This is a genomic window from Mycolicibacterium smegmatis, from assembly GCF_001457595.1.
GTDB classification, from domain to species: Bacteria; Actinomycetota; Actinomycetes; order Mycobacteriales; family Mycobacteriaceae; genus Mycobacterium; species Mycobacterium smegmatis.
On the sequence record NZ_LN831039.1, the window covers coordinates 2,425,377 to 2,450,766 of the forward strand.

24 protein-coding genes are annotated in these 25,390 nt (G+C 67.9%); 13 read left to right on the top strand and 11 right to left on the bottom strand.

Going from position 1 to position 25,390, the window contains the following annotated elements; genetic code table 11:
• Positions 1 to 2 precede the first annotated feature (2 nt).
• Both hypB and AT701_RS11510 read right to left on the bottom strand, forming a co-directional pair.
• Positions 3 to 782 carry a hydrogenase nickel incorporation protein HypB gene (gene hypB / locus AT701_RS11505; protein ID WP_058125849.1) on the bottom strand — a complete coding sequence of 260 codons (780 nt, stop codon included), beginning with the start codon at positions 780 to 782 and terminating at the stop codon, positions 3 to 5.
• 12 nt (positions 783 to 794) lie between these two features.
• Entirely contained in the window at positions 795 to 1,130 is a 336-nt protein-coding gene (locus tag AT701_RS11510) for a hydrogenase maturation nickel metallochaperone HypA (protein ID WP_003893642.1), read from the bottom strand.
• 100 nt (positions 1,131 to 1,230) lie between these two features.
• Here AT701_RS11510 and hypF point away from each other — a divergent pair, with 100 nt between their 5' ends.
• From hypF to hypE, 4 genes are read left to right on the top strand one after another with little or no spacing between them, the layout of a single operon-like run.
• Complete coding sequence (gene hypF, locus AT701_RS11515; RefSeq protein WP_435406111.1) at positions 1,231 to 3,579, top strand: carbamoyltransferase HypF; 2,349 nt, start codon at positions 1,231 to 1,233, stop codon at positions 3,577 to 3,579.
• The gene (locus AT701_RS11520; protein ID WP_003893644.1) at positions 3,579 to 3,839 is read left to right on the top strand and encodes a HypC/HybG/HupF family hydrogenase formation chaperone; all 261 of its coding nucleotides are present in this window, start codon (positions 3,579 to 3,581) and stop codon (positions 3,837 to 3,839) included. The genes hypF and AT701_RS11520 overlap by 1 nt, the downstream gene beginning before the upstream one ends.
• On the top strand, positions 3,836 to 4,939 hold the full coding sequence (hypD, locus tag AT701_RS11525; protein WP_003893645.1) for a hydrogenase formation protein HypD: 1,104 nt from the start codon (positions 3,836 to 3,838) through the stop codon (positions 4,937 to 4,939). The genes AT701_RS11520 and hypD overlap by 4 nt, the downstream gene beginning before the upstream one ends.
• Complete coding sequence (gene hypE / locus AT701_RS11530) at positions 4,932 to 6,005, top strand: hydrogenase expression/formation protein HypE (protein WP_003893646.1); 1,074 nt, start codon at positions 4,932 to 4,934, stop codon at positions 6,003 to 6,005. Before hypD ends, hypE begins: the two co-directional genes overlap by 8 nt.
• Here hypE and AT701_RS11535 read toward each other — a convergent pair whose 3' ends face one another.
• Positions 6,006 to 7,538 carry an ATP-dependent DNA ligase gene (locus tag AT701_RS11535; RefSeq protein WP_058125850.1) on the bottom strand — a complete coding sequence of 511 codons (1,533 nt, stop codon included), beginning with the start codon at positions 7,536 to 7,538 and terminating at the stop codon, positions 6,006 to 6,008.
• Between the two features lie 120 nt (positions 7,539 to 7,658).
• A complete protein-coding gene (locus AT701_RS11540) occupies positions 7,659 to 9,251 on the bottom strand; it encodes a molybdopterin-dependent oxidoreductase (RefSeq protein WP_011728275.1) in 1,593 nt (530 codons plus the stop codon).
• Positions 9,252 to 9,399: 148 nt separating this feature from the next.
• Here AT701_RS11540 and AT701_RS11545 point away from each other — a divergent pair, with 148 nt between their 5' ends.
• Both AT701_RS11545 and poxB read left to right on the top strand, forming a co-directional pair.
• A complete protein-coding gene (locus AT701_RS11545; RefSeq protein ID WP_003893649.1) occupies positions 9,400 to 10,167 on the top strand; it encodes an SDR family NAD(P)-dependent oxidoreductase in 768 nt (255 codons plus the stop codon).
• Positions 10,168 to 10,229: 62 nt separating this feature from the next.
• Complete coding sequence (gene poxB, locus AT701_RS11550) at positions 10,230 to 11,960, top strand: ubiquinone-dependent pyruvate dehydrogenase (protein WP_058125851.1); 1,731 nt, start codon at positions 10,230 to 10,232, stop codon at positions 11,958 to 11,960.
• Between the two features lie 18 nt (positions 11,961 to 11,978).
• Here poxB and AT701_RS11555 read toward each other — a convergent pair whose 3' ends face one another.
• The gene (locus tag AT701_RS11555; RefSeq protein WP_058125852.1) at positions 11,979 to 12,653 is read right to left on the bottom strand and encodes a winged helix-turn-helix transcriptional regulator; all 675 of its coding nucleotides are present in this window, start codon (positions 12,651 to 12,653) and stop codon (positions 11,979 to 11,981) included.
• A 174-nt stretch (positions 12,654 to 12,827) separates the two neighbouring features.
• Between AT701_RS11555 and AT701_RS11560 the strand changes: the two genes are divergently transcribed.
• On the top strand, positions 12,828 to 13,643 hold the full coding sequence (locus tag AT701_RS11560) for a class I SAM-dependent methyltransferase (RefSeq protein ID WP_011727349.1): 816 nt from the start codon (positions 12,828 to 12,830) through the stop codon (positions 13,641 to 13,643).
• A gap of 22 nt (positions 13,644 to 13,665) precedes the next feature.
• Entirely contained in the window at positions 13,666 to 14,727 is a 1,062-nt protein-coding gene (locus AT701_RS11565; protein ID WP_058125853.1) for a phosphotransferase family protein, read from the top strand.
• 28 nt (positions 14,728 to 14,755) lie between these two features.
• Here the strand turns inward: AT701_RS11565 and AT701_RS11570 are convergent, their stop codons facing one another.
• Complete coding sequence (locus tag AT701_RS11570) at positions 14,756 to 15,517, bottom strand: sulfite exporter TauE/SafE family protein (protein WP_003893654.1); 762 nt, start codon at positions 15,515 to 15,517, stop codon at positions 14,756 to 14,758.
• A gap of 191 nt (positions 15,518 to 15,708) precedes the next feature.
• On the opposite strand from AT701_RS11570, the gene AT701_RS11575 reads away from it, so the two are divergent.
• On the top strand, positions 15,709 to 16,200 hold the full coding sequence (locus tag AT701_RS11575; RefSeq protein WP_003893655.1) for a hypothetical protein: 492 nt from the start codon (positions 15,709 to 15,711) through the stop codon (positions 16,198 to 16,200).
• Between the two features lie 95 nt (positions 16,201 to 16,295).
• On the opposite strand, the gene AT701_RS11580 is transcribed toward AT701_RS11575, so the two are convergent.
• Complete coding sequence (locus AT701_RS11580) at positions 16,296 to 17,780, bottom strand: cytochrome P450 (RefSeq protein ID WP_003893656.1); 1,485 nt, start codon at positions 17,778 to 17,780, stop codon at positions 16,296 to 16,298.
• Between the two features lie 131 nt (positions 17,781 to 17,911).
• Here AT701_RS11580 and AT701_RS11585 point away from each other — a divergent pair, with 131 nt between their 5' ends.
• Both AT701_RS11585 and AT701_RS11590 read left to right on the top strand, forming a co-directional pair.
• Positions 17,912 to 18,571 (top strand): TetR/AcrR family transcriptional regulator, encoded by a 660-nt coding sequence (locus AT701_RS11585; protein WP_003893657.1) that lies wholly within the window; start codon positions 17,912 to 17,914, stop codon positions 18,569 to 18,571.
• Positions 18,572 to 18,594: 23 nt separating this feature from the next.
• Positions 18,595 to 19,458 carry an SDR family oxidoreductase gene (locus tag AT701_RS11590; protein WP_058125854.1) on the top strand — a complete coding sequence of 288 codons (864 nt, stop codon included), beginning with the start codon at positions 18,595 to 18,597 and terminating at the stop codon, positions 19,456 to 19,458.
• A gap of 2 nt (positions 19,459 to 19,460) precedes the next feature.
• Here AT701_RS11590 and phoA read toward each other — a convergent pair whose 3' ends face one another.
• From phoA to AT701_RS11610, 4 genes are all read right to left on the bottom strand, one after another.
• On the bottom strand, positions 19,461 to 20,996 hold the full coding sequence (phoA, locus tag AT701_RS11595; protein WP_058125855.1) for an alkaline phosphatase: 1,536 nt from the start codon (positions 20,994 to 20,996) through the stop codon (positions 19,461 to 19,463).
• Between the two features lie 101 nt (positions 20,997 to 21,097).
• Positions 21,098 to 22,282: an AAA family ATPase gene (locus tag AT701_RS11600; RefSeq protein ID WP_058125856.1), complete on the bottom strand. Its 1,185-nt coding sequence runs from the start codon at positions 22,280 to 22,282 to the stop codon at positions 21,098 to 21,100.
• Between the two features lie 10 nt (positions 22,283 to 22,292).
• A complete protein-coding gene (locus AT701_RS11605) occupies positions 22,293 to 23,363 on the bottom strand; it encodes a DNA polymerase IV (protein WP_036452992.1) in 1,071 nt (356 codons plus the stop codon).
• Between the two features lie 4 nt (positions 23,364 to 23,367).
• Positions 23,368 to 23,973 carry a TetR/AcrR family transcriptional regulator gene (locus AT701_RS11610; protein WP_058127605.1) on the bottom strand — a complete coding sequence of 202 codons (606 nt, stop codon included), beginning with the start codon at positions 23,971 to 23,973 and terminating at the stop codon, positions 23,368 to 23,370.
• A 116-nt stretch (positions 23,974 to 24,089) separates the two neighbouring features.
• Between AT701_RS11610 and AT701_RS11615 the strand changes: the two genes are divergently transcribed.
• Positions 24,090 to 24,653 carry an NAD(P)H-dependent oxidoreductase gene (locus AT701_RS11615; RefSeq protein ID WP_003893663.1) on the top strand — a complete coding sequence of 188 codons (564 nt, stop codon included), beginning with the start codon at positions 24,090 to 24,092 and terminating at the stop codon, positions 24,651 to 24,653.
• 473 nt (positions 24,654 to 25,126) lie between these two features.
• The gene (locus tag AT701_RS11620) at positions 25,127 to 25,366 is read left to right on the top strand and encodes a redoxin NrdH (protein ID WP_003893665.1); all 240 of its coding nucleotides are present in this window, start codon (positions 25,127 to 25,129) and stop codon (positions 25,364 to 25,366) included.
• The last annotated feature ends 24 nt before the right edge of the window (positions 25,367 to 25,390 follow it).

Below are 25,390 nucleotides of genomic sequence, written 5' to 3' on the forward strand. Positions count from 1 at the left end.
CGCTAACGCCCCGCCGTGAGGAACCGGCGCAACCAGTCGTACCAGGCCTCCATGCCCTCGCCCGTGCGCGCGCTGACCGGAAGGATCTCGGTGGTCGGATTGACCTCCCGCACACGGGAAGTGTAGGTCCGCACGTCGGCGTCGAGATGTGCGACCAGATCGATCTTGTTCAGCAGCACGACGTCCACGGCGCGGAACATCACCGGGTACTTCAGCGGCTTGTCCTCGCCTTCGGTGACCGAGTACACCATGACCTTGGCGTGCTCGCCGACGTCGAACTCCGCGGGGCACACCAGGTTTCCGACATTCTCGATGATCACCAGATCGAGTCTGGTCAGGTCGAGGCCCTGCAGGGCACGGTTGACCATGGGTGCGTCGAGATGGCATTCACCGCCGAAACCGTTGGCGGTGTTGAGCAGCGAGATCTGAGCTCCGCGGCCGCCGAGTTTCGCGGCGTCCAGGTCGGTTTCGATGTCACCCTCGACGATGCCGACGGAGACGTCGGCGCCGAGATCGTCGAGGGTGCGGGCCAGCAGCGTGGTTTTCCCGGAGCCCGGTGAACTCATCAGATTGAGTGCCCGCACACCGTGTTCGGCGAACAGGCCACGGTTGATGTCGGCACGGATGTCGTTCTCGGCGAAGATCGATTCGAGCACCTCGATGCGCTCGGTGCCGGTCTGATAGCCGCTGTGATCCCCGTGAGCATGATCATGAACGTGACCATCTTGATCATGATCGTGTGTGTGCACGGTGCCGTCGTCGTGGCGGTGAAATCTACCCACAGTTGCCCCTTTTCACGTCACTTCCAGCGATGTCACGAGGAATTCCTCGCCACCGACCACCGCCACGTCGCAGCTGTTGCACGACGGGCACAGGATCGACCACCGTGAGGTCAGCTCGTGGCGTTGACCGCACTGCCGGCAGTCGACGACACCGGGGACCACCTCGAGTTCCAGTGCGGCATCGGCAAGGTCGGCCTGATCACGGACGATGTTCCAGCAGAATGTGAGTGTGTCCGGGACGACCTGGCGCAATGCGCCGACGCGAACCCGCACCACCTGCACGGATCTGCCCTTGGCATGTTCGTTCACAACGCCTGCGATGGCCTGGCACAACGACAATTCATGCACGTGTCCGCGGCGCCTCCGATCGGTGTTCCGTAGCAGACCTTACTCCTGAATGTGTTTGCGGCGAAGTGGGTTCAGTTAATCGTGCCGAGGGACTAAGGTGATGACCAAGCCCGCGTGCCACAGCCCACCGCCGCGGGTGATCGAGTGGCCCAGGAGGCTGATGAGCGTCTGTTGTCGTGTGCGGCTACAGATCACCGGCGTTGTGCAGGGGGTCGGTTTCCGCCCCGCCGTGGCACGTCTGGCACGTGACCACGGGGTCGGAGGCTTCGTCTACAACGACGCCGGCGCGGTGTACTGCGAACTCGAGGGCCCACAGGACGCCGTCGACGTGGTGGTAGAAGCGCTGCAGGCGGATCCGCCGCCGCTCGCCCGCATCGACAGCATCTCGGTGCACCCCGTCGCGCCCCTCGGCGAGCGGACTTTCGACATCGTCGAAAGCAGTACCGGGGACGCGGGAGAGCGCACGCTGATACCGCCGGACAGCGCGATCTGTGCCGACTGCCTCCGGGAGGTGCGTGACCCGGCGGACCGTCGCTTCGGCCACGCGTTCATCACCTGCACCAACTGCGGGCCCCGCTATACCGTGATCACCGACCTGCCCTACGACCGTCCCGCCACCACCATGGCGCGGTTTCCCATGTGCGAGCGGTGCGCCGCCGAATACCACGATCCGGTCGACCGCCGGTATCACGCCCAGACCATCGCCTGTCCGGACTGCGGGCCGCGACTGTCGTGGAACGGCGACGAGCACGACGACCCGATCGGGGCCGCGGCAGCGGCGCTGCTGGCCGGCCGGATCGTCGCGATCAAAGGGATTGGCGGGTTCCATCTGGCGTGCGTGGCCACGGACACAACCACGGTGGCCGAACTGCGCCGGCGAAAGAACCGCCCGGCCAAGCCGTTCGCTGTGATGGTGGCCGACCTCGGTGCCGCGCGCCGCATCGCCGACATCAGCGCTGCCGCGGCCGCCGAACTCAGCTCACCCGCGGCCCCGATCGTCCTGGTGCCCGGTCGCGACGACACCGTGCGGGACGCCGTGGCACCGGGTCTGCGAGACGTCGGCGTGATGCTCGCGTACTCGCCCGTGCACCACCTGCTCTTCGACAGGCTCGGCCCGGTGGTGCTCGTGATGACGTCCGCGAACGCCGGCGGATCCCCGATCGTCTACCGCGACGAGGACCTGCACTGGATCGACGGCCTGGCCGACGCCGTGCTCAGCCACGACCGCCCGATCCATGTGCCGTGCGAGGATTCGGTGCTGACGGTCACCGACGACGGCCACACGGTGCCGATCCGCCGGTCGCGCGGTTTCGCGCCACTGCCGATGACCGTGCGTGTGCCAGGTCGTCGTGACGGTGGCGCACCGGTCATCCTGGCGACCGGAGGCGATCTGAAGACCACGTTCTGCCTGCTGGGTGGGGACGGACGGGCACACCTGTCCTCACACCTGGGCGATATGGCCGATCCGCGCACACAGCTGTGTTTCACCTCGGCCTACGCCCACGTGTCCCAGATGACCCGGCGGCGACCCGATCTCATCGCCTGCGATGCGCATCCGCGCTACGCCACCACCAACTGGGCGCTGCGGCAGGACCTGCCGGTGTGGACCGTGCAGCACCATCACGCCCATGCGGCGTCGCTGCTCGCCGAACACGACCGGCTCGGCAGCCTGGCACTCGTGGTCGCCTACGACGGGACCGGCTACGGCACCGACGGAACCATCTGGGGCGGCGAGCTTCTGGCGCTCGGCGACCCAGCGACGTTCACCCGGGTCGGCCACCTCGGGGTGTTCAGCCTTCCCGGCGGTGACGGGGCCGTGCGCCAACCGGCGCGCATCGCGCTGGATCTGCTGCACCGCGCCGGAATCGAGTGGGATCCGGCGTTGCCGTGCGTCGCCGAACTCGACGCGAATGCGATGAAGATTCTGGCCCAACAGATTCCGCGGCAGTTCCGCTGCATACCCACCAGCAGCATGGGCCGGCTGTTCGACGCCGTGTCCAGCCTGTTGGGGGTGTGCCAGACCGTGACCTACGAGGGCCAGGCCGCGGTCGAACTCGAACACGTCGCGCGGTCGGGCCGGGCGGTGCCGATGGATTTCGGTGTGCACGGCGGGATCCTCGACCCGCTGCCCCTGCTGGGTGACCTGGTCGCCGGACTGCGAGCGCGTACCGAGATCGCCGATCTGGCAGCCGGATTCCACGCCGCGGTGATCCGTGCGACCGTCACGGCGGTCACCGACTGCGCGGAGTCGGCCGGCGTCGGGACGGTGGGGCTGACCGGAGGCGTGTTCGTCAACCGGATCCTGCTCGACGGGTTGCGAGAAGAGTTGACCTCCCGGGGGTTGGAAGTGCTGACCCATGCCTGTCTGCCGTGCAACGACGGCGGCCTGGCGTTGGGACAGGCCGCGGTGGTCGCGGCCGGCGGGGGAATTCGGAAAGGAGAGGCCTGATGTGTCTGGGAATACCCGGCAAGGTCGTCGCAGTGTGGGACGAAGCCGGAACCCGAATGTCCACGGTCGACTTCGGCGGCACCACCAAGACGGTCTGCCTGGCGTATCTGCCCGACATGCAGATCGGGGAGTACACGATCGTGCACGCGGGCTTCGCCATCACCCGTCTGGATGAGGCCTCCGCACAGGAAACCCTGCGGATGTTCAAAGACCTCGGGGTGCTCGACGAGGAATTGGCCGAGGGGGTGGAAACGGCATGAAGTACCTCGACGAGTTCCGTGACCCCGTCGCGGCGCGCACCCTGGTCGACCGCATCAACCGGGCCGCGACAAGAACCTGGACCATGATGGAAGTCTGTGGTGGCCAGACACATTCGATCATCCGCAACGGCATCGACCAGCTCCTGGAGGGTTCCGTCGAGTTCGTGCACGGCCCCGGTTGCCCCGTGTGCGTCACGCCCCTGGAGGTGATCGACCGTGCGTTGGAGATCGCCGCGCGTGACGACGTGATCTTCTGCTCGTTCGGCGACATGCTGCGTGTGCCAGGAAGTCATCAGGACCTGTTCAGCGTCAAGGCCCGCGGCGGTGACGTGCGCATCGTCTACTCACCGCTGGACGCCACCCGTGTGGCCGCCGACAACCCGGACAAGCAGGTGGTGTTCTTCGGGGTCGGCTTCGAGACCACCGCACCCGCCAACGCCATGGCCGTGGTGCACGCGAAACGTCTGGGCCTGAAAAACTTCTCGATGCTGGTCTCACACGTGCTGGTGCCGCCGGCGATGACGGCCATCCTCAGTTCACCCAGCAACCGGGTCCAGGGATTCCTGGCAGCCGGGCACGTGTGCTCGGTGATGGGCACGTCCGAATACGGGCCTCTGGTGGAGAAGTTCGACGTCCCGATCGTGGTGACCGGATTCGAGCCGCTGGACCTGCTCGAGGGGGTGCGGCAACTCGTGGACCTGTTGGAGGCCGGTACACCGGAGTTGCGCAACGCCTATTCACGCGCCGTCACGGCCGAGGGCAACGTCTTCGCGCAGCAGACGCTGTCCGAGGTGTTCACGGTGACCGACCGGCAGTGGCGCGGCATCGGCATGATCCCGCGTTCGGGGTGGACGTTGTCACCGCAGTACGCGGAGTTCGACGCCGAACTGAGGTTCGGTGTCGGTCATCTGCAGGTCGCCGAATCGGCCGAGTGCCGCAGCGGCGAGGTGCTGCAGGGGCTGTTGAAACCCAACGAGTGCCCGGCCTTCGGCAAGACCTGCACACCGCGAAACCCGTTGGGTGCCACCATGGTGTCGAGCGAAGGCGCGTGCGCCGCGTACTACCAGTTCCGTCGACTCGAGGCGGCCGCTCATGTCTGACGCACCGGTGACCATCGATCCCAGCGACTGGGTGTGCCCGCTGCCGCTGCGAGAGACCAAACGCATCGTGATGGGGCACGGCGGCGGGGGAGTGCTGTCGGAGGAACTGATCGAGAACCTCTTCCTGCCGGCCTTCGACACGGCCGACGCGGGACCGGCCCGAGACTCGGCGCTGTTAAAGGTCGGCGCGGGAACCGTGGCGGTGACCACGGATTCCTATGTGGTGCAACCATTGTTCTTCCCGGGCGGCGACATCGGCCACCTCGCCGTGAACGGCACCATCAACGATCTGGCGTGCAGCGGTGCGCAACCGGTCGCCCTGACCGCGGGGTTCATCCTCGAAGAGGGCCTCGAGATCGACGTGCTCGGCGCGGTCGCGCAGTCGATGGGTGCCGCAGCGCGGCACGCCGGCGTGCGGATCGTCACGGGCGACACCAAGGTGGTCGGCAAGGGCGGTGCCGACCAGTTGTTCGTCAACACCGCGGGTGTCGGCGTGGTCCCGCCGGGCGTCAGCATCGGCCCGGAACTTGTGCGCCCAGGCGACCACATCCTCGTCTCGGGCAACCTGGGCGAGCACGGTGTGGCGATCATGAGCGTGCGCGAGGGCATCGACTTCGGGACCGCGGTCACCACCGACAGCGCGCCGCTGCACCACCTGGTGGCGGCCATGCTGGCTACCGGCGATCCCTCACACGTCCACGCGTTGCGCGACCCCACCCGGGGTGGTCTGGTGGCCTCGGTCGTCGAGATCGCGCGCGCCGCCCGGGTCGGCATGGAGCTCGACGAGGCGAACATCCCGGTGCCCGAATCGGTTTCGTCGGCCTGCTCGTTCCTGGGGCTGGATCCGCTGCAGGTGGCCAACGAGGGCAAGATCGTGGCCTTCGTCGACCCGGCGCACAGCGAGGCGATCCTGGAGACCATGCGGGCCAGGCCCGAGGGCGCGAACGCGGCGATCATCGGGCGCGTCGTCGAGGGCCACCCGGGAATGGCGGTGGGCAAGACGCCGTTCGGCACCACCCGCGTGATCGAGCGCGAACTCGGCGAGCAGTTGCCCAGGATCTGTTGATCAGTCGCGCTCGTAGAACCGACGCACCGTCTCGACCGTGTCGGCCTCGGCCGGGGACTTGTCGTCGCGGTAGCGCAGAACGCGCACGAACCGCAACGCCATGCCGGCCGGGTAGCGTGACGATCGCTGCACACCGTCGAACGCGATCTCGACGACCTGCTCGGGGCGCAGGTGCACGACGTATCCGTCGGTGGGCCCGTCGGCCAATTCGAGGAACCGCTGGGTCTGCCATTCGAGCATCGCGTCGGTCATGCCCTTGAACGTCTTGCCCAACATGACGAACCCGCTGGAATCCGGATCCCGCGCCCCCAGATGGATGTTCGACAGCTTGCCCTGGCGGCGTCCCGAACCCCACTCGACCGCGAGCACGACGAGATCGAGCGTGTGGACGGGCTTGACCTTGAGCCATCCCGCGCCGCGCCGGCCGGCCTCGTACGCAGCGTGCGGTGACTTCGCCATGACCCCTTCGTGTCCGGCCGCCAGGGTGCGCTCCAAGAACTCCTGCGCCGCAACAGTATCCGTCGTCACGAGACGGTCCACACGCTGATCCTGCCGCACCAGCGCGTCGAGCGCGCCGAACCGTTCCTCGGTGGGCAGATCGAGCAGATCGCGGCCGTCGACATGCAGCAGGTCGAAGAAGAACACCGACAGCGGACCCAGATCGCCCGGATCCTTGCGTCCGAACCGAGCGGCGGTGACCTGGAAGAGATGTGGTCTGCCATCGGGGCGCAGGGCGATGGCCTCGGCGTCGGCGATCAACTCGGTGGCGGGGAGCGCGAGCGTCGCCTCGACCACCTCGGGAAGGCGGTGCGTGACGTCGTCGAGGCTGCGCGTGTAGATCGAGACGTCACAGCCGCTACGGTGGATCTGCACGCGGGCGCCGTCCAGTTTGGCTTCCAGAACCGCTGTGCCGCCGAGGCGTTGGAGTGCGTCGTCCACGCTGGTGGCCGTTTGCGCGAGCATCGGCCCCACGGGCCGGCCCACCCGGAGCCGGAAGTCGGCCAGCGCGGCACGCCCGCCGGTGACGGCGGCGGCTGCGACCGCGGGCAGGTTGCCCGCGAGCATTGCGGCACGGCGTATCTCGGCTGCGGGAAGGCCTGCGGCCTTGGCGACGGCGTCGGCCATCACCCCGGCGAGTGCGCCCTGGCGCAGCTCACCGCTGAGCAGGTGACGCAGGAATCTCTGCTCGGTTTCGGTTGCCGCACTGAACAGCTCGTGAACCAGACCGGCGCGGGTGGCCTGCGAACCTTTTCCGGCGACGGCCTTGATGGTGCTGAACCGGTCGTCGACGTCGTCGACGGTGAGGGAGGGTGTGGCGGCCGGCGGCGGCAACGTGCGCAACGCCGCCCAGCCGACACCGATCTGACGCTGCGGGAGTTCCCCGGAGAGCCAGGACACGATCACCGCGACCGCTTGGGTGTCATCCTCGGCTGCCGAGCGGGCGAGCAGCGTCGCGATGCGTTCGATCTTGACCAGGCGTGCCGAGGAGGCCGCGACTTCGGTGGACGCGGCGGCGACGTCGGCGAGCAACATCTTTTCAGCGTGCCACGCGGGTCGGACATCCATGCACGCTCGCGCGTGGTGAGGGTGCGTGCGGTGCTGATGTTTGACGGCGTGGCGGGCAGCAGGCACGCACGCTCGCGGTGCAGAGGGTCAGGTGACGTCGAAGGTGACGTAGTGCCAGCCGGTGGCGCCGTCGGGCACGGGATCGGCCAGGTCGGGGGTCTGGGTTTCCCCGGTGTTGTCGGTGGCACGCACGGTGATGGTGTGTTCACCTGGATCGGCGGCGGTCCAGTCGACACTCCACAGGCGCCAGGTGTCGTCGGAGTAGGCCGCGCCGAGTTGGGCCTGTTGCCACTCGCCGGGATCTGACGGCCCGTCGATCTTGACCTCGACCGCGCGGATGCCGCGGTGCTGAGCCCACGCCACGCCGCCGAAGCGCACCGGGCCGCGGGGGACCTGCTGACCCTCGCGCGGGACGTCGATGCGGGACTGGGTCTTGATGGGGCCATGCGCCGACCAGCCGAGCTTGGTCCAGTACGCCTCGGCGCGGTCGAAGCGCGTGAGCTCGAGATCCACGACCCACTTGGTGGCCGAGACGTAGCCGTACAGCCCTGGCACCACCAGGCGCGCCGGATAGCCGTGCGCGGCAGGCAGCGGTTCACCGTTCATGCCGATCGCCAGCAGTGCGTCACGGTCGTCGGTGAGCGCCTCGATCGGGCTGCCCGCGGTGAATCCGTCGATCGACGTCGACAGCGCCATGTCGGAATCCGTTGACACCCCGGCTTCTTCGAGCAGATCACGCACCCGGTAGCCCGTCCAGGTGGCGTTCGAGATGAGGTCGCCGCCCACAAAATTGGACACACACGTGAGCGTGACGACCTTCTCGACGACCTCGAAGCGGTCGAGGTCCTCGAAGCGGTAGGTCACCTCGCGGTCGGTCATGCCGTGGATACGCAACTGCCACTCGTCGCGCGTGAGCTGTGGCACCGTCAGCGCCGTGTCGATGCGGTAGAACTTCGGCGTCGGCGTGATGAACGACGGCAGCGACACACCCGCGGGTTGCACGTCCGGGGGGATCGGCGCTGCCGCGCGTGCGGCGCGCGGCAGCGTGAACGCGTCACGGTCACCGGCCACCGACGACGCCAGCCGCGACAGCACCGCGCCCGCCGCCCCGGTGACCACGCCGGTGGTCAGCAGGCCGAGCGCGACCAGCGACCAGCGGCGGCCGGGGTCCACGGTGTCGTCGGCATGGTCGTCGGCATATCGGTCGGCACGTTGGTCGGCACGGTCTTCGGCGACGGCCTGCTCGTCCCGGAAACGGTCCGAGGTCAGCAGTCGCAACGCCGCGATGCCGCACACCGCGCCGATCACCGTCGGCAGGATCGCGACCCAGCCGGCCCCTGGGCGGGAGAGCACCGCGACGCAGCCGAGCACCCCCGCGAGGCCGATCACGATGCTGCCGACCGGGCGACGGCGGGTCTCCAGCGGTGCCGTCACCGCGGCCAGCGTCGCGATGATGGCGATGATCAGCACGGTGAGCAGGAGTTTGTCGGCCGTGCCGAACGTGGTGATGGCCCACTCCTTGACCGGTCCCGGCGTCAGGTCGATGACCGCCGATCCCACCGCGGTGCGGGAATCGGCCGCGGGCCCGAAGGGCACCGCGACGATCCCGGCCACTCCCAGCGCCACGGCGGCCGCGGCGAGCCCGGCCAGCGGCGGAGTGCGGCGCACGCGTTCTGACATGGTCAAACGGTAACCGGGAAACGGCCGCGCAGACCTTACGAAGTCGTGACATGTCACCACACCCCACGACATGACCCGAAAGCCTTACGGGAAGCCCGCATGGGATAGGTTACTTTACGAATTCGGTCACTTTTGGAAAGGACGCTAGATGGAGATCGAAGGCAAGAAGGCCGTCATCGTCGGCGGCGCGTCGGGCTTCGGCCGCGCGACCGCCGAGGCACTGGCCAAGCGCGGTGCCACCGTCGCGGTGCTCGACCGCCCGCAGTCCAAGGGCCAGGAGGTCGCCGACAGCATCGGCGGATCGTTCTTCGCGGTCGACGTCACCGACTTCGACGGCACAGAGAAGGTGCTGCAGGAAGCCGTCGACGCGCTCGGGGGACTGCACATCGCGGTGACGACGGCAGGCGGCGGCATCGGTGAACGCACCGTCAAGAAGGACGGTCCGCACAGCCTGGACTCTTTCCGCTCCACCATCGACCTGAACCTGATCGGCACGTTCAACGTGAGTCGACTCGCCGCGTGGCACATGAGCAAGAACGACCCCGTCGACGCCGAGGGCGAGGAACGCGGCGTCATCATCAACACCGCGTCGATCGCGGCGTTCGAGGGCCAGATCGGGCAGGTCGCCTACACGGCGTCGAAGGCGGCCATCGCGGGCATGTCCCTGACCATGGCCCGCGATCTGGGCAGCCTGGGCATCCGGGCGCTGGCCATCGCCCCGAGCCTGTTCGCCACGGGCCTGACCGAAGGCATCCCCGACGATTTCGCGAAAGTTCTCACCAAGGACGCCGCCTTCCCCAAGCGTCTCGGCAAGCCCGACGAGTACGCCCGCCTGGCGCTGGCGATCGTCGAGAACCCGATGCTCAACGGCCAGTGCATCCGTTTGGACGGTGGTCAGCGGTTCGCTCCCAAGTAAAGTGATCTGGTCGTGGCCGGTGCCGAACCGGCCACGCCGAAACCGCCGACGAGGGAGACGCGATGGCAACCTTCGCAGACCACATCATCGCCATGTTGTCGGCCAGCGGGGTGTGTCGTGTGTACGGGCTTCCGGGGGACAGTCTCAATGGGTTCACTGATGCGATTCGTCGTAGTGGTGAGATCAGTTGGGAGCATGTGCGTCATGAGGAGACCGCGGCGTTCGCTGCGGCGGCGGATGCGGGGTTGACCGGGCAGTTGGCGGTGTGTGCGGGCTCGTGTGGTCCGGGGAATCTCCATCTGATCAACGGGTTGTTCGACGCGCAGCGCTCGCGGGTGCCGGTGCTGGCGATCGCCGCGCACATCCCGCGCAGCGAGATCGGTTCGCAGTATTTCCAGGAGACCCACCCGCAAGAGTTGTTCGGTGAGTGCAGTGTGTATTGCGAGTTGGTGAGCACTCCGGAGATGGCGCCGCGCATCCTGGCGATGGCGATGCGTGCCGCGGTCGAGGACAACGGGGTGGCGGTGGTGGTCATCCCCGGGGAGATCTTCTTGCAACGGATTCCCGAACAGCCGGTGCGGCCGATCAGCGCGACGCGGTCGGTGTTGTGTCCGGATGAGGCGTCGCTGCAGCGGGCGGCGGATATGTTGAATGCCGCCGAGCGGGTCACCATCCTCGGCGGCGCCGGGGTGGCCGGTGCCCACGACGCGCTGGTGCAGCTCGCCGCGACGCTGCAGGCGCCGGTGGTGCATGCGTTGCGGGGCAAGGAGTTCATCGAGTACGACAACCCGTTCGATGTGGGGATGACCGGGTTGTTGGGGTTCGCCTCGGGCTACAAGGCGATCAAAGAGGCCGACACGCTGTTGATGCTGGGCACCGATTTTCCGTATCAGCAGTTCTATCCGGAGAACGCCACGGTCATCCAGGTCGATGTGCGCGGGGCGCATCTGGGCCGGCGCACCCCGATCGATCTGGGGTTGCGCGGCACCGTCGGCGACACCCTGGCCGCTTTGCAACCGTTGTTGCGGCCCAAGCACGATCGCGAGCATCTGGATCGGGCGTTGCGCCACTACCGCAAGACCCGCGCGTCGTTGGATGCGTTGGCGGTCAACGATCGTGACCGCACCCCGATCCGCCCGGAATACCTCGCCGGGCTCATCGACCGCCTCGCCGCCGCGGATGCGGTGTTCACCTGTGATGTCGGCTCGCCGGTGGTATGGGCCGCGCGCTATCTGTCGATGAACGGCCGGCGCCGGCTGCTCGGGTCGTTCAACCACGGCACCATGGCCAACGCGCTGCCCCACGCCATCGGCGCCCAAAGCGCCTACCCGGGCCGGCAGGTGATCGCCCTGGCCGGTGACGGCGGGTTGACCATGCTCTTCGGCGAGTTGGTCACCTTGATCCAGAACCGGTTGCCGGTCAAGGTGATCGTGTTCAACAACTCCTCGCTGAACTTCGTCGAGCTGGAGATGAAAGCCGCAGGCATCGTCACCTTCGGCACCGACCTGCAAAACCCCGACTTCGCCGCGGTGGCCACCGCGATGGGCATCTACGGCCGCCGCGTCACCGAACCCGCCGACCTCGAAGACGTCCTCAAAGAAGCCTTCGCCCACGACGGGCCCGCCGTCATCGACGTCCACACCGCCCGCCAGGAACTGTCCATCCCCCCAGCCATCACCATCGAACAAGCCAAAGGCTTCTCCCTCTACGCCATCCGCACCATCCTCGCCGGACGCAGCGACGAACTACTCGACCTCATCACCACCAACGTCGCCCGACGCATCCTGGATTAGGTCTGCCGCCAACAGATCTCACGCCGGGCGGGGGATGGCAGCCGCCTGGCCCTGCCCGATCCACCGCGGCAGCGCGCGGCGGACCTCACCGGCACCCGACAGCGCGACGCTGCCGTCGAGTGTCGCGTGTGACCAACTGACGTCGCCCCGCCAGATGCGGGTGAGCGTGCGCAGGCTCGTCTGCACCGTGCCGGTCACCTCGTGTCCGGGATCGAAATCGCACACGTCGGCCTGGCCGTCGGCCACCACGAGCCACCACCGCGACGCCTTGGGCGCGACGTCGTCGAAGATGAACGCCACGGTGGTGCGGGTGCGTGGCCACTCGTCGATGGGGATGGTGCGCCGCATGTCCCACATCAGCAGATGCGGGTCGAGGTCCTGCTCGCCGAGGTCGCCGATCCAGCGCACGCCCCATGCGCCGAGTGCGTCGACGACGGTTGCCAGTTCCCGTCCGCACGCGGTGAGGGTGTACGAAGTGCGACCGTCGATTTCGTTGCGTTCGACCACACCGGCGCGGGTCAGCGACTTCAGCCTCCGCGACAGCAGGGCCGGCGACATCTTGGGCACGCCGCGGCGCAGATCGTTGAAATGGGTACTGCCCAACAGCAGTTCCCGCACCACGAGCAGGGTCCAGCGTTCATCGAGCAGTTCCATGGCTTTGGCGACGGGGCAGAACTGGCCATAGGTCGACATGTGCGGCACCTTCCGGACAATTGCGCAACTGCGCACACCTGAGCACAAGTACACCGCGCAAACGTCGCCGAGCCAATACAGAATTTGAACCACAGGTAGTACAGATCTGTTACTGGATTCCTGTACCGGCGCGGCGGGACCATGACTGACACATGCCGAACCGAAGGAGTCACCATGGGCGTCGTCACCGTCGATCGAGAACTTGAGGCCAAACACCGGGCGCTGTGGGCGCTCGGGAACTACGGGGCGATCGCCGCCCACATCGTCGCACCGCTGGGACCCGTCCTCGTCGAGGCCTGCGGTATCGGACCGGGGGACCGGGTGCTCGACATCGCGGCAGGCACGGGCAACGCCTCGATCCCCGCCGCGCTGGCAGGCGCTCAGGTCACCGCGAGCGACCTGTGCCCGCAACTGGTCGACGAGGGCGCACACGAGTCCGCCGAGCGAGGCGTGGACATCACGTGGAAAGAGGCCAACGCCGAGGCGCTGCCGTTCTCCGACGGCGAGTTCGACGTCGTGATGTCCTGCATCGGCGTGATGTTCGCGCCGCATCACGACCAGTCCGCTCGGGAGCTGTTGCGGGTCACGCGTTCCGGTGGACGGATCGGTCTGATCAGCTGGACCCCAGAGGGTTTCATCGGGCAGCTGTTCGCGACCATGAAGCCGTTCGTTCCCGCGCCGCCGCCGGGCGTGTCGCCACCGCCGTTGTGGGGCAACGCCGATCATGTCCGAACGCTGCTCGGCGATGGGATCGAGGACTTCGAGACGCAGCGTCGCTCGTTGACGGTGGACATGTTCGCCGACGGAGCCGCCTTCCGCGACTTCTTCAAGGCCAACTACGGTCCCACCATCGCGGCCTACCGCGCCGTCGGTGACGACGCCGAACGCACCGCGGCGCTCGACGAGGCCATCGCCTTGCTGGGGGACCGATATCTCGATTCCGGTGCCATGCAGTGGGAGTACTTGGTGGTGACTGCACACAAACGCTGAGCGCCGCTGGCACGATGTCAGCATGCCCGGTGATGTGCAGCAGTTGCCCACGTTGAGCGAACACGACCAGCAGGCCCTGCAGGCGTGGGTCCGATCCGAGAAGATCGGATCCACTGTCAGCGATGTGGAACCCCTGACCGGCGGCACGCAGAACATCGTCGTGCGCGTCCACGTCGACGGACGCCCGATGGTGCTGCGGCGCCCGCCGGCCCATCCCCGGCCCACGAGCGACAAGACCATGCTGCGCGAGATCGCGGTGCTGCGCACCCTGGCCGGATCCGGTGTGCCACACCCCGGGTTCATCGCGGGCTGCGCCGATCTGGACGTGCTGGGCGTGGTGTTCTACCTCATGGAGGAGGTGGACGGGTTCAACCCGGGCAACGAGGTCGCCCCCGCCTACCAACGCGCCGACATGCGCCACGCGGTGGGCCTGTCCTACGCCGCGAGCCTGGCCGGCCTGGGCAACGCGGCGTGGGAGAACAGCGAACTCGCCGCGCTGCGGCGTCCGGGATCCTTTCTCGCACGCCAGGTTCCGCAGTTCCTCAAACTGCTCGAGAGCTATCGCCACGACAATTACGAGCCCGAGTCGATGGCCGGGGCGCAGCCGCTGGCGCAGTGGCTCGACGAACACCGACCGCCCGACGGCGAGCCGGGGATCATGCACGGCGACGCGCACCTGAACAACGTGCTGCTGCGCCGTGAGGTCCCCGAGCTCGCGGCGTTCATCGACTGGGAGATGTGCACGATCGGAGATCCGCTGCTGGACCTCGGCTGGATGCTGGTGTGCTGGCCCGACGACCCCAACCCGATCAACGCCGGTTCGGCGCTGGCCGCCCTGGGCGGACTGGCCGGGCGCGCCGAGCTGCTCGACGCGTACCGGTCGGCCGGCGGCAGGCAGACCGAGCAACTCGATTGGTACGTGGCCCTGGCGTGTTTCAAGCTCGGCATCGTCATCGAGGGCACATGGTCGCGCTACCTCGCCGGGCAGGCCAACCGCGAGGCCGGCGAACAACTCCACGCCTCGGCCGAGAATCTCATGACCCTCGGCCTGCAGGTGACCAAGGGCGACAGCCCGTTCCGCTGAGTTCCTTGCCGAGCAGACGCAAAAGATCTCAGTACGTGTCGAGCGCGAGCTTGATCGCCAGCGCGATACCGGCCACACCGATGAGCCACCGCAGCGGTGTCGACGGGGCGTGGCGGACGATGATCGGCCCGAGACGGCTGCCGATGAGGCAGCCGATGCCCAGCGGCACGACCGCGGGCCAGTAGACCGGGGCGAACACCACGAAGATCGCGGACGCCACGAGGTTGGCGACACCGAGGATGACGTTCTTGCCCGCGTTGGCGTGCGGGAGCGTCGCGCCGCCGGCCCGCAACATCAGCGCCAGCAGCAGCACACCGGCCGCGGCCCCGAAATAGCCGCCGTAGATGGTGATCAGGAAGATCGCGGCGGCCTCGACGCCGGTGCGGATGAGATGGTCGCGATGGTTGGCCACACGTGCCGAGCGATGTTCCCTGCGGGGCAGCAGGATCGCCACCGAGGCGAATCCGAGCAGGAACGGCACGATCTTCTCGAAGCCCTCCGCGGGCGTCGACAGCAGCAGGGCCGCGCCCGCGACGCCGCCGAGCGCCGCGACCGGGATGATCCGTTTGAGCCACGCGCCCTGCCCCGCCAGCTCGGGCCGTGAGCCCGCGATCGACCCGACGCCGTTGAACACGACCGCGACGGTGTTCGTGACATTGGCCGCCACGGGCGGCAGGCCGACGACCAGCAGTGCGGGATAGGTCGCGACGGACGCGAGGCCTGCGATGCTTCCGGTCAGCCCGCCGGCGATACCGGCGAACACGAGCAGCACGACGTCCCAAACGGTCATGCGGCTCTCACGCCGATGACGTTACTGATTCAAATTGTTTGCACCCGCGCCGGGGCGAGGACTACCATCGCTGACGTGCTGAGGCGACTCGTAGTAGCAACCCGCAGCGGGGTCTGATTCGGACCGACCCCTCGCTGTGGGTCGTTGCTCTTCGTCGGTCACTCCCTTCAATCAGAGAAGACCGGCACAAAATGTTCACCGCACCAGCAATTCGCACTTCTTCCGCTTCGTCCTCGTCCTCGTTCGCGTCGTGCTTCGCCGCTCCACTGCCGCGCGGCCTGCGCGCCGTCGCCCAGGAGCAAACCTGGGACGCATTCCTGGCCCGGTTCGCCGCCATCGCGGGACCGGTCACGCTGCGCCAATGGTCGTGCGTCGACAGCCGTCCCACAGGCCAGATCGGCCCGCGCGAGTACCAGGCGACGCTGTCGATCGGCGACACCGTCGCCACGTCGAGCGTCACGGCCTACGGGCCCGTCGCCGCGCTGACCGAGATCCTGCACGCGCACGGCATCACCGTGGAGACCACGTCGTTCCACCAGTTGCCGACGCGGGGTCAGACCGCCACCTTCATCGAAGGCAGCAACGGCGTGCACCGTGAGTGGGCGATGGGGCTGGACACCGACCCGGTGCAGTCGGCGCTGCGCGCGGTCATCGCGTGCGCGAATCGCCTCACCGCGCACTAGTTTCCGGCCCGACAGCGAACAAGCCGTAACGGCGAGAGGCCGGCCGGGCGGACCCGAGAATCCGGCCGGCCGGCCTCGTCGACCGTCGGCGAACGTCAGCGCAGCGGACGCAGCACGATCGGCATCCCGTCGATCGGCACCGGCATGCCGCCGTAGTCGTAGCGCGGCGTGTAACCCGGACGCGGCAGCTCCAGGCGGTACTGGCGCAGCAGGCGGTGCATGACGGTCTTGATCTCCAGCTGGCCGAACACCATGCCGATGCACTTGTGGGCGCCGCCACCGAACGGTGCGAACGCGTAGCGGTGCTTCTTGTGCTCGCTGCGCGGCTCGGCGAAGCGCTCCGGGTCGAACTTCTCCGGATCGGTCCACAGTTCGGGCAGCCGGTGGTTGATCGACGGCCAGGTGACCACGTTGGTGCCGGCCGGGATGAAGTAACCCAGCAGTTCGGTGTCGCGCACGGCCTGGCGGAAGTTGAAGGGCAGCGGCGTCATCATCCGCAGCGCCTCGTTGATCACCAGGTCGTAGGTCTCCAGCTTCTCCAGCGCCTCGATGTCGAGCGGGCCGTCGCCGATGCGCTCGGACTCGTCACGCAGCCGGTCCTGCCACTCGGGATTGGCCGCCAGGTGGTAGGCCATGGTGGTCATGGTCGACGTCGACGTGTCGTGTGCGGCCATCATGAGGAAGATCATGTGGCTGACGATCTGGTCGTCGGTGAAGGTCTGGCCGTCCTCGTCGGCCGAGTGGCACAGCACGCTGAACATGTCGGTGCTCTCGGCGCGGCGCTTCTCGTCGATGCGGCTGAGGAAGTAGTCCTCGAGTGTCTTGCGCGCCTGGATGCCGCGCCACCACTTCAACGGCGGAACCGGCGTGCGCACGATCGCGTTGCCCGCGCGCGTGGTGGTGGTGAACGCGTGGTTCACGGTCGTGACGAGCTTCTTGTCGGTGCCGGCCGGGACGCCCATGAACACCTCGGAGGCGATGTCGAGCGTCAGTTCCTTGATGGCCGGATAGAACAGGAACCGCGGATCGTCGGACACCCAGTCGTTGGCCAGGACCTGCGACGCGACCGAGTCGATGTGCGGGATGTACCCGGTGAGCCGCGAGCGGGTGAACGCGTCCTGCATGATCCGGCGGTGGTACATGTGCTCGTCGAAGTCGAGCAGCATCAGGCCACCTTCGAAGAACGGCCCGATCACCGGATCCCACGCACGCTGCGAGTAGTCCTTGTTGCGGTTCGAGAAGACCGTCTGGGTGGCGTCCGGGCCCAGCGCCATCACCGACGACAACGCAGGTGAGTAGGCGTAGTGGATCGGGCCGTTGCGGCGGTATTGCTCCAGGATGAAGTCGGGGCCGCCGCGGAAGATCTCGATCATGTGCCCGAGGACCGGCAGGCCGGAGTCGCCCATGATCGGCTTGAGACCGCTGCCTGCGGGCGGGGTGGAGAACACGAACTGGTCCCACTGCTTGCGCTTCAGCCGCTTCTCGATGGCTCCCATGCCGGGGATGGTGTTGGGCGTGGGCGTGAATCGGCGCCGTGCCTGATCCAACAGATAGCGGGGAGTACTGATGGTGGTGGGCATGTATCGCGCTCCTGACGTTGCTGACGTTGCAAGTCTGTGGTGGACGTCACTTGTGACACTCATCTTGGATGTCATACTTGACGCATGTCAAGTTTTGATTTGGCGCGTCGCGGGTGCCAAGGTTTAAACCCATGACCGCCGAATCCGTACCGCAGGGCAGCAACGGTTCTGCCGGCGCCACCGCCGCGCAGGCCCGTCGCTCCAGGGGCGACCGGCAACGGGAGGCCATCGTCGCCGCCGTGCGCGAACTCCTCGAGGAACAGCCGTTCGCGGACATCTCGGTGAGCACGATCAGTGAGCGCGCCGGTGTCGCCCGGTCGGGCTTCTACTTCTACTTCGATTCCAAGTACGCGGTGCTGGCCGTGATCCTGGCCGAGGCGATGGAAGAACTCGACGCGCTCACGCACAACTTCGCGCCGCGCGGTGAGAACGAGTCGCCTGCCGCATTCGCCAAGCGCATGGTGGGCAGCGCCGCGGCGGTGTACGCCACCAACGACCCGGTCATGTCGGCCTGCACCGTCGCGCAGAACACCGACGCGCAGATCCGCGACATCATGAACGACTTCGAGGACGCCACGATCGCCAAGATCGTCGGCGTCATCGAACAGGACACCGGAGCCCGGCCGATCTCCGACGATCTGCCCGCACTGGTGCGCACCCTGACCGCGACCACGGCGATGACACTGTCGCGTGACGCCGGGTTCGTGGGCCGTGACGCCGATCCCGCGCGTGCCGTCGAGATCGTCGAACGCCTGTGGCTCAGCGCGCTGTGGGGTGGCCTGCCGGAGTAGAACTCCCCGGTAAGGTCACCGCTATGGCGCAGGGGAGCGACTTCGCGGGCAAGAGATGTTTCGTGACCGGGGCGGCCAGCGGCATCGGCCGCGCCACGGCGCTCGCGCTGGCCGCGGCGGGCGCGGAGCTCTACCTGACCGACCGCGACGCCGACGGATTGGCGCTCACCGTCGCCGATGCGCGCGCGCTCGGCGCCGAGGTGCCCGCGCACCGCGCGCTCGACATCTCCGACTACGACCAGGTCCGCGAGTTCGCCAAGGACATCCACGCCGTGCACGGGTCGATGGACGTGGTGATGAACATCGCGGGGGTGTCCGCGTGGGGCACCGTCGACCGGCTCAGTCACCAGCAGTGGCGGTCGATGGTCGACATCAACCTCATGGGGCCCATCCATGTCATCGAGGAGTTCATCCCGCCGATGATCGAGGCGCGTCGCGGTGGCCACCTGGTCAACGTGTCCTCTGCGGCCGGCCTGGTCGCCCTGCCGTGGCACGGTGCCTACAGCGCAAGCAAATTCGGCCTGCGCGGGGTGAGTGAGGTGCTGCGCTTCGACCTGGCGCGCCACCGCATCGGGGTGTCGGTGGTGGTGCCCGGCGCGGTGAAGACCGGCCTGGTGCAGACCGTCGAGATCGCCGGCGTCGACCGCGAGGATCCCAACGTCAAGAAGTGGGTGGATCGCTTTGCCGGACACGCGATCTCACCCGAGAAGGCCGCCACGAAGATCCTCGCCGGGGTACAACGCAACCGGTTTTTGATCTACACCTCGGCCGACATCCGCGCGCTGTACACGTTCAAGCGCGTGGCCTGGTGGCCCTACAGCGTGGCGATGCGCCAGGTGAATATGCTGTTCACCCGCGCTCTGCGCTCCGGCACATCGCCACGCTGATCTCAGTGCGCGGGTTCCTCCCCGCGGTCGAGGCCGAGCGCATCGGTCATGGTGAAGAACAGATCGGTCTGATCGGTCAGCCCGACGACGTTCGCGGCCCTCGGACCGAAGGCCGCGACACGCACCTGGGTTCCGGTGTGGGTCTCGCTCTCGACGTCGACATCGGCGGAAGTGCCGTAGCTGACCGTCATCTCGGCGTCATCGGCCGTGACGAGCTTGCGGGTCAGGCCCGGGTACATGGTGTCGCGGACCCGCTCGACGGGCTGCTTGGTGTCCTCGGCGATGTCGCGCAGGTCGTCCTCGCTGAGGGCCTCCACGATCTGGCTGCTGTGACCGTGGTCGGCGGTCACGACGACCAGCGTGTTGCCGTCCTCGCGGGCGAACTTGAGCGCGGTCTGCACGGCCTCGTCGAAGTCCACCGTCTCGCCGATCTGGCCGCACGGGTCGGCGTCGTGGTCCTTCTTGTCGATCGACGCGCCTTCCACCTGCAGGTAGAAGCCCTTGTCCTGACCGGCTTTTCCGTTCTTCAACAGATCGATGGCCTTCTGCGTCATCGCGGCCAGCCTGGGGACCTCGGACCCGCGCTCGGGATTGTCGGTGCACTTGGCCGCGGGCTGCAGGTAGCCGTGGCGCACGGCGGGCGGGCCTGACCAGCGCACCGGCATGTTGCCGTCGGCGAACAGCCCGATCACCGGATTGTCCTGATCGGCCGCGGTGACGGCGTCGAGTTCGCTTGCGGTGCGCACGATCTGGAACCCACGCTCCTTGGCCTGGGCTTCGAGCGTCTTGCCCTTGTACTCGCCGCCGTTCGCGGTCTGGGAGAACGTCTCGGCGCCGCCGCCCAATGTCAGGTCCGGGCGGGTGGTCAGCAACTGCTCGGTCACCGAACCCGGCCCGCCGTTCTCCAGGGCGTCGGCCGCGCAATCGGCTGCGGTCTGGACCGGGCCGTAGCAGTCACGCTCGCTGATGTGGGAGAACAGCGACGCCGGGGTGGCGTCCTGGATCTCCGACGTGGTGACGTCACCGGTCGCGAAACCCTGTGCCTTGGCGAGTTCGAGGATCGTCTTCTGCGGGTTGCCCTTGATGTCGATGCCCAGCGCGCCGTTGTAGGTCTTGGTGCCGGTGGTCCATCCCGTGGCGCTCGCGGCCGAATCGGTGACGTAGTTGGGCTTACCGTCCTTGTTGAGCGCGTAGGTGGTGTACTGCCCGCTCAGCGGCAGCGCGTCGAGGCCGTCGAAGCTTCCGCCTGCGCCCTTTTCGTAGTTGCGGGCCATGGTGATCTCCGAGTCGCCCATGCCGTCGCCGACCAGCAGGATGACATTGCGGGCCTTGCCGCCGTTGATCGCGCTGCGCTCGGTGTCGGTCTGGTCGCCGTCGATACGGCGCGCGCCACCGTTGGTCACGATGTCGCCGTCGGCCGAGCGGTGCACCGTGTCACCGCTGGACTCCGTGGTGGTGTCGCTGCTGCAGGCCGTGAGCGGCAGCAGCGCGGCGGCCCCGATCACCACCGTCGCTCTGAGATAGGTACTGACAAGCACGGCTTCTCCTAGACTCGTGTGAGATTCGTGTGAACTGATCGCGAGTCACATAAGCCGACGCAGATGAACGGACACTGACCTGAACACGAACTGTTCAGGACCTAGCGGTTTCCCCAGTGCCACGACGGCGTCGAGAGCAGGCCCTGCCCGGTCACCTTGGTCTCGCCCCACTGCTTGTACAACTCGATCTCGACGGCGCCACCCGGACCATCGTCGCCGATCGGGGTGGTGTCGAGGAACTCCAGCAGCGCACGCGAGTGCGTGACCACCACGACCTGCGTCCGGGTGGCCGCGGTGCGGATCAGCGACGCCAGCGGACGCACGAGGTCGGGATGCAGTGACGTCTCCGGTTCGTTGAGCACCATGAGCGACGGTGGGCTCGGGCTCAGCAATGCGGCCGCCCACAGCAGGAAACGCAGTGTGCCGTCGGACAGTTCGGCAGCCCGTAGCGGACGCAGCATGCCGCGCTGGTGCAGTTGCAGGTCGAACAGGCCGTCGCTGGCCGCGACGGACACCCTGGCGCCGTCGAACGCGTCGGCCACGGCCCGCTGCAGGTCGTCGAGGCCCGCTTCGATGATGGTCTGCACGGCTGCCGCCAGATCGGAGCCGTCGTCGGACAACACCGGGGTGCGGGTGCCGACGTGCGGGTGGCGGGCGGGAGCGCCCGCATCCACGCGGAAACCGTCGTAGAAACGCCAGTCGCGCAGGCGTTCTGAGACCGCGGACGACTCGGGCAGCGCGTGGGGATGGGCGTACTCGGCGAGCACGCTGCGATACGGCGGCAGTGATCGGCTCAGTTCGTCGAAGCCGCGCCCGGATTCCGCGGCGGCCTCGGCGTACTCCCTGGTGCGCCGTACCAGCGTCGAACTCGGGCGCAGCACCGGACCGGCGAAGACCACCTCGCGCTTGATCTCGGGGTCGAGCGTGAACGCCGACGGGGTGCCGCCGGCAGGCGCACCCGCCATCTGCGGCAGGCCGAGATCGACCAGATAGCCGAAGTCGTCTGCCGCGAAGCCCATTTCGAGCGAGACCGGCCGCGTGCGGGTGGTGCCCGTGGCCTGTTCGGCCGGGCGCTCGGGCCCTGCCCACAGCACCGACTGCAGGCCGCCTTCGCGTGCGAGTGAGCCGATCACCTGCCCGCGCCCGCAGTCGGCCAGCAGCCGCAGGGCACGGTAGACCGAGGACTTCCCGGTGCCGTTGGCGCCGGTGATCACCGTGAGCTCGGTCAACGGCAGGACCACCTCGCGCAGCGCGCGGTAACCGCGGATGGCGACGGTCTGCAGCATGGCGTCGAGATTATGTTCCGGTGCCGACAGTCGGCGCCGCCACGTCGTCCATCGCGAGTTCCAGCCGCACCCCGAGCAGCCGTACCGGACGGTCGAGTTCGAACTGGTCCAGCACCGCCAGTGCCGTGGCGACGATCTGATCGGCGTCGGTGCCCGGCGTGGGCAGCTTGCGGATCTTGGTGCGGGTGTAGAAGGTGCTGGTGCGCACCGTGACCGCGACGCGGGTGACGGTGCGGCCCTGCTCGACGATCTCGGTCAGCGTCTGCAGCGCGAGATCACGGACGGCCGAGTCGATCTCGCGGCGGTCGGTCAGATCCTGCGGGAACGTCACCACGTGGCTGCGGGAGCGGGGGATCCACGGTTCGGAGCTGACCTCGGTGTCGCCACCGCCCTTGGCGAGCAGAAGGATCCACAACCCGGTGCTCGGGCCGAACGCGGCCGTCAGCACCGATGCGTCCGTCGCGGCCAGGTCGGCGACCGTCGTGATCCCCATCGCGGCAAGCTTCTTCGTCGTCTTGGGCCCGATGCCCCACAGCGCGTCGGGCGGTCGGTCGCCCATCACGGTCATCCAGTTGGCCTCGGTCAGCACGTAGATGCCCGCGGGTTTGGCGAATCCGGTGGCGACCTTGGCGCGCTGCTTGTTGTCGCTGATCCCCACCGAGCAGGACAGTCCCGTCTCGGCCGCGACCACGGTGCGGATGCGCTCGGCCAGCTCGACGGGGTCGGCGTCCGGCTCGAGGTCGGCGCCCAGGTAGGCCTCGTCCCAGCCCCACACCTCAAGCGGGTGTCCTAGGTCGCGCAGCAGGCCCATGACCTGTTCGGAGGCCTCGTCGTAGGCGGCCGGATCCGACGGGAGGAAGGTGGCGTCGGGGCAGCGCCGGGCCGCGGCCCGCAGCGGCATCCCGGCGTGCACGCCGAACTCGCGCGCCTCGTACGAGGCGCAGGTGACGACCTTGCGCGGCTCGGTGGGGTCCCCGCTGCCGCCGACGATGACCGGCAGGCCGCGCAGATCGGGGCGACGACGCAGTTCCACCGACGCCAGGAACTGGTCGAGGTCGACGTGGAGCACCCAACTGGTCATCGCGCTAGTGGCCACACAGCTTTCGGGCGACGTCGGCCCAGGCGGCGGCCTGGACCTCGCAGCTGCGTCCGCGTTCGAGTTGATAGGCGACGTAGTCGGCGTCGAGCAGGGCGACGAGCGCGTCGGCCTGTGCGTCGAGGTCGCCCGTGGTCCCCGCGGCCTGCAGCAGCATCCGGACGTGGGACCGGTGCAGCGTGTCCGGCCCGCCGAAGCGTGCCTGCGGATCGCGCGCGGCGTCGGAGAGCAGTGCGTGGTGCTCGCGGACGAACTTCATCCGTTCGCGGCCGTAGGCGAGCAGACGGTCGAGGGGAGGGGCCCCGGGACCGAGCGGCGGCGGCCCGAAGATGAACGCGTCCTGGTGGGCCTTCTCGTCCTCGTCGAGCAGCACCATCATCAGCCCGGCGCGGGTGCCGAAGCGGCGGAACAGGGTGCCCTTGCCGACGCCGGCCTCGACGGCGATGTCGTCGGTGCTCACGGCGTCGGGTCCGCGCTCGGCGATGAGCCGGCGCGCCGCGTCGAGGATCGCGGCCCGGTTCCGGGCGGCGTCGCCGCGCTCCTGCGGCGCGCGGTCGGTGACCTCGAGCCGGACGGAGCGGTCAGTGGCTGCCACGACAGCCACCTTATCTGTGAATTTCTGTGAATCCGGCCGAGTGGGAATGAATCGGACTGCGGTCCGGTTGATCGGGGACGAAACCCGACCACAAGAATCTCATGAAAGGACGGCTCATGGCCGAAATCAAGGTGTTGGTACTCGTCGGCAGCCTCCGGGCGGCGTCCATCAACCGCCAACTCGCCGAACTGGCAGTCGAGACCGCGCCCGACGGTGTGGACCTGCAGGTGTTCGACCGGCTGGCCGAGGTGCCGTTCTACAACGAAGACATCGACACCGCTGATGTGCCCGAGCCGGCCGCGGCGCTGCGTGCCGCGGCGGTCGAGGCGGACGCAGCCCTGCTCGTCACCCCCGAGTACAACGCCACCATCCCCGCCGTCCTCAAGAACGCCATCGACTGGCTGTCGCGGCCGTACGGCAGTGGCGCGCTGCACGGCAAGCCGGCCGCCGTGATCGGCGCCGCGCACGGGCGCTACGGCGGTGTGTGGGCGCACGACGAGACCCGCAAGTCGCTGGGCGTCGCAGGCCCGCGCGTGGTCGAGGACGTCAAGCTGTCGATCGCAGCGTCGACGCTGGACGACAAGCACCCGCGCGAGAACGCCGAGGTGACCGTGAGTGTCCGGGAAGCCGTCGCCAAGCTTGTGGCGGCCGTCGCCGAGGTGCCCGCCGGGGTCGCCTGACACCTTCTCCCACGTTTTCTCTCCAAGCCGCCGGCGCGGGTCCGAACGACCCCGCCGGCGGCTTTGCTGTCCGGGGGTCGCGTTCCGGCGACTTGTCGGTGGTCGGTGCTACATATGGGGGTGGAACGCGACACGCCCCCGCGGGCGTGACACGACACGCCGGAGAAGTTGGCCGGAGCAAGCTTACGACCTGGGAATTTCAGAAATGTTATTCAGAACATCTTGTATGGCTTCTTCTGTGGGGCCACTAGGTGTAGTGTCTGAGAGACCGACAGGCCACCACAGTTCGGGAGCCCGCCGGAGCGCAGCGAACCCGGCCGAGTCGGTTTCCGAACCGGCCGGATGGCTGGCCCGGATGGCAGGAATTTTGGCGGCCCGCGGGTCGCTGAACTTCAGCGAGAAGCAGTAACCGTACCAGTTGCCAGTCACTGTCCAGATTCCTTTCACTCACCGCAAGAGGAGCCGTGCCGAAGATGACCGTCACCGTGTACACCAAGCCCGCATGCGTGCAGTGCAACGCCACCTACAAGGCGCTGGACAAGCTGGGCATCGCCTACGAGACGGTCGACATCACCGTCGACAGCGAGGCCCGTGACTACGTCATGGCGCTCGGCTACCTGCAGGCACCGGTCGTGGTGGCCGGCAACGAGCACTGGTCGGGCTTCCGCCCCGACCGCATCAAGGCACTCAGCGCCGCGACGATCAGCGCGTAACGACGACAGGACGGACAACGGGGG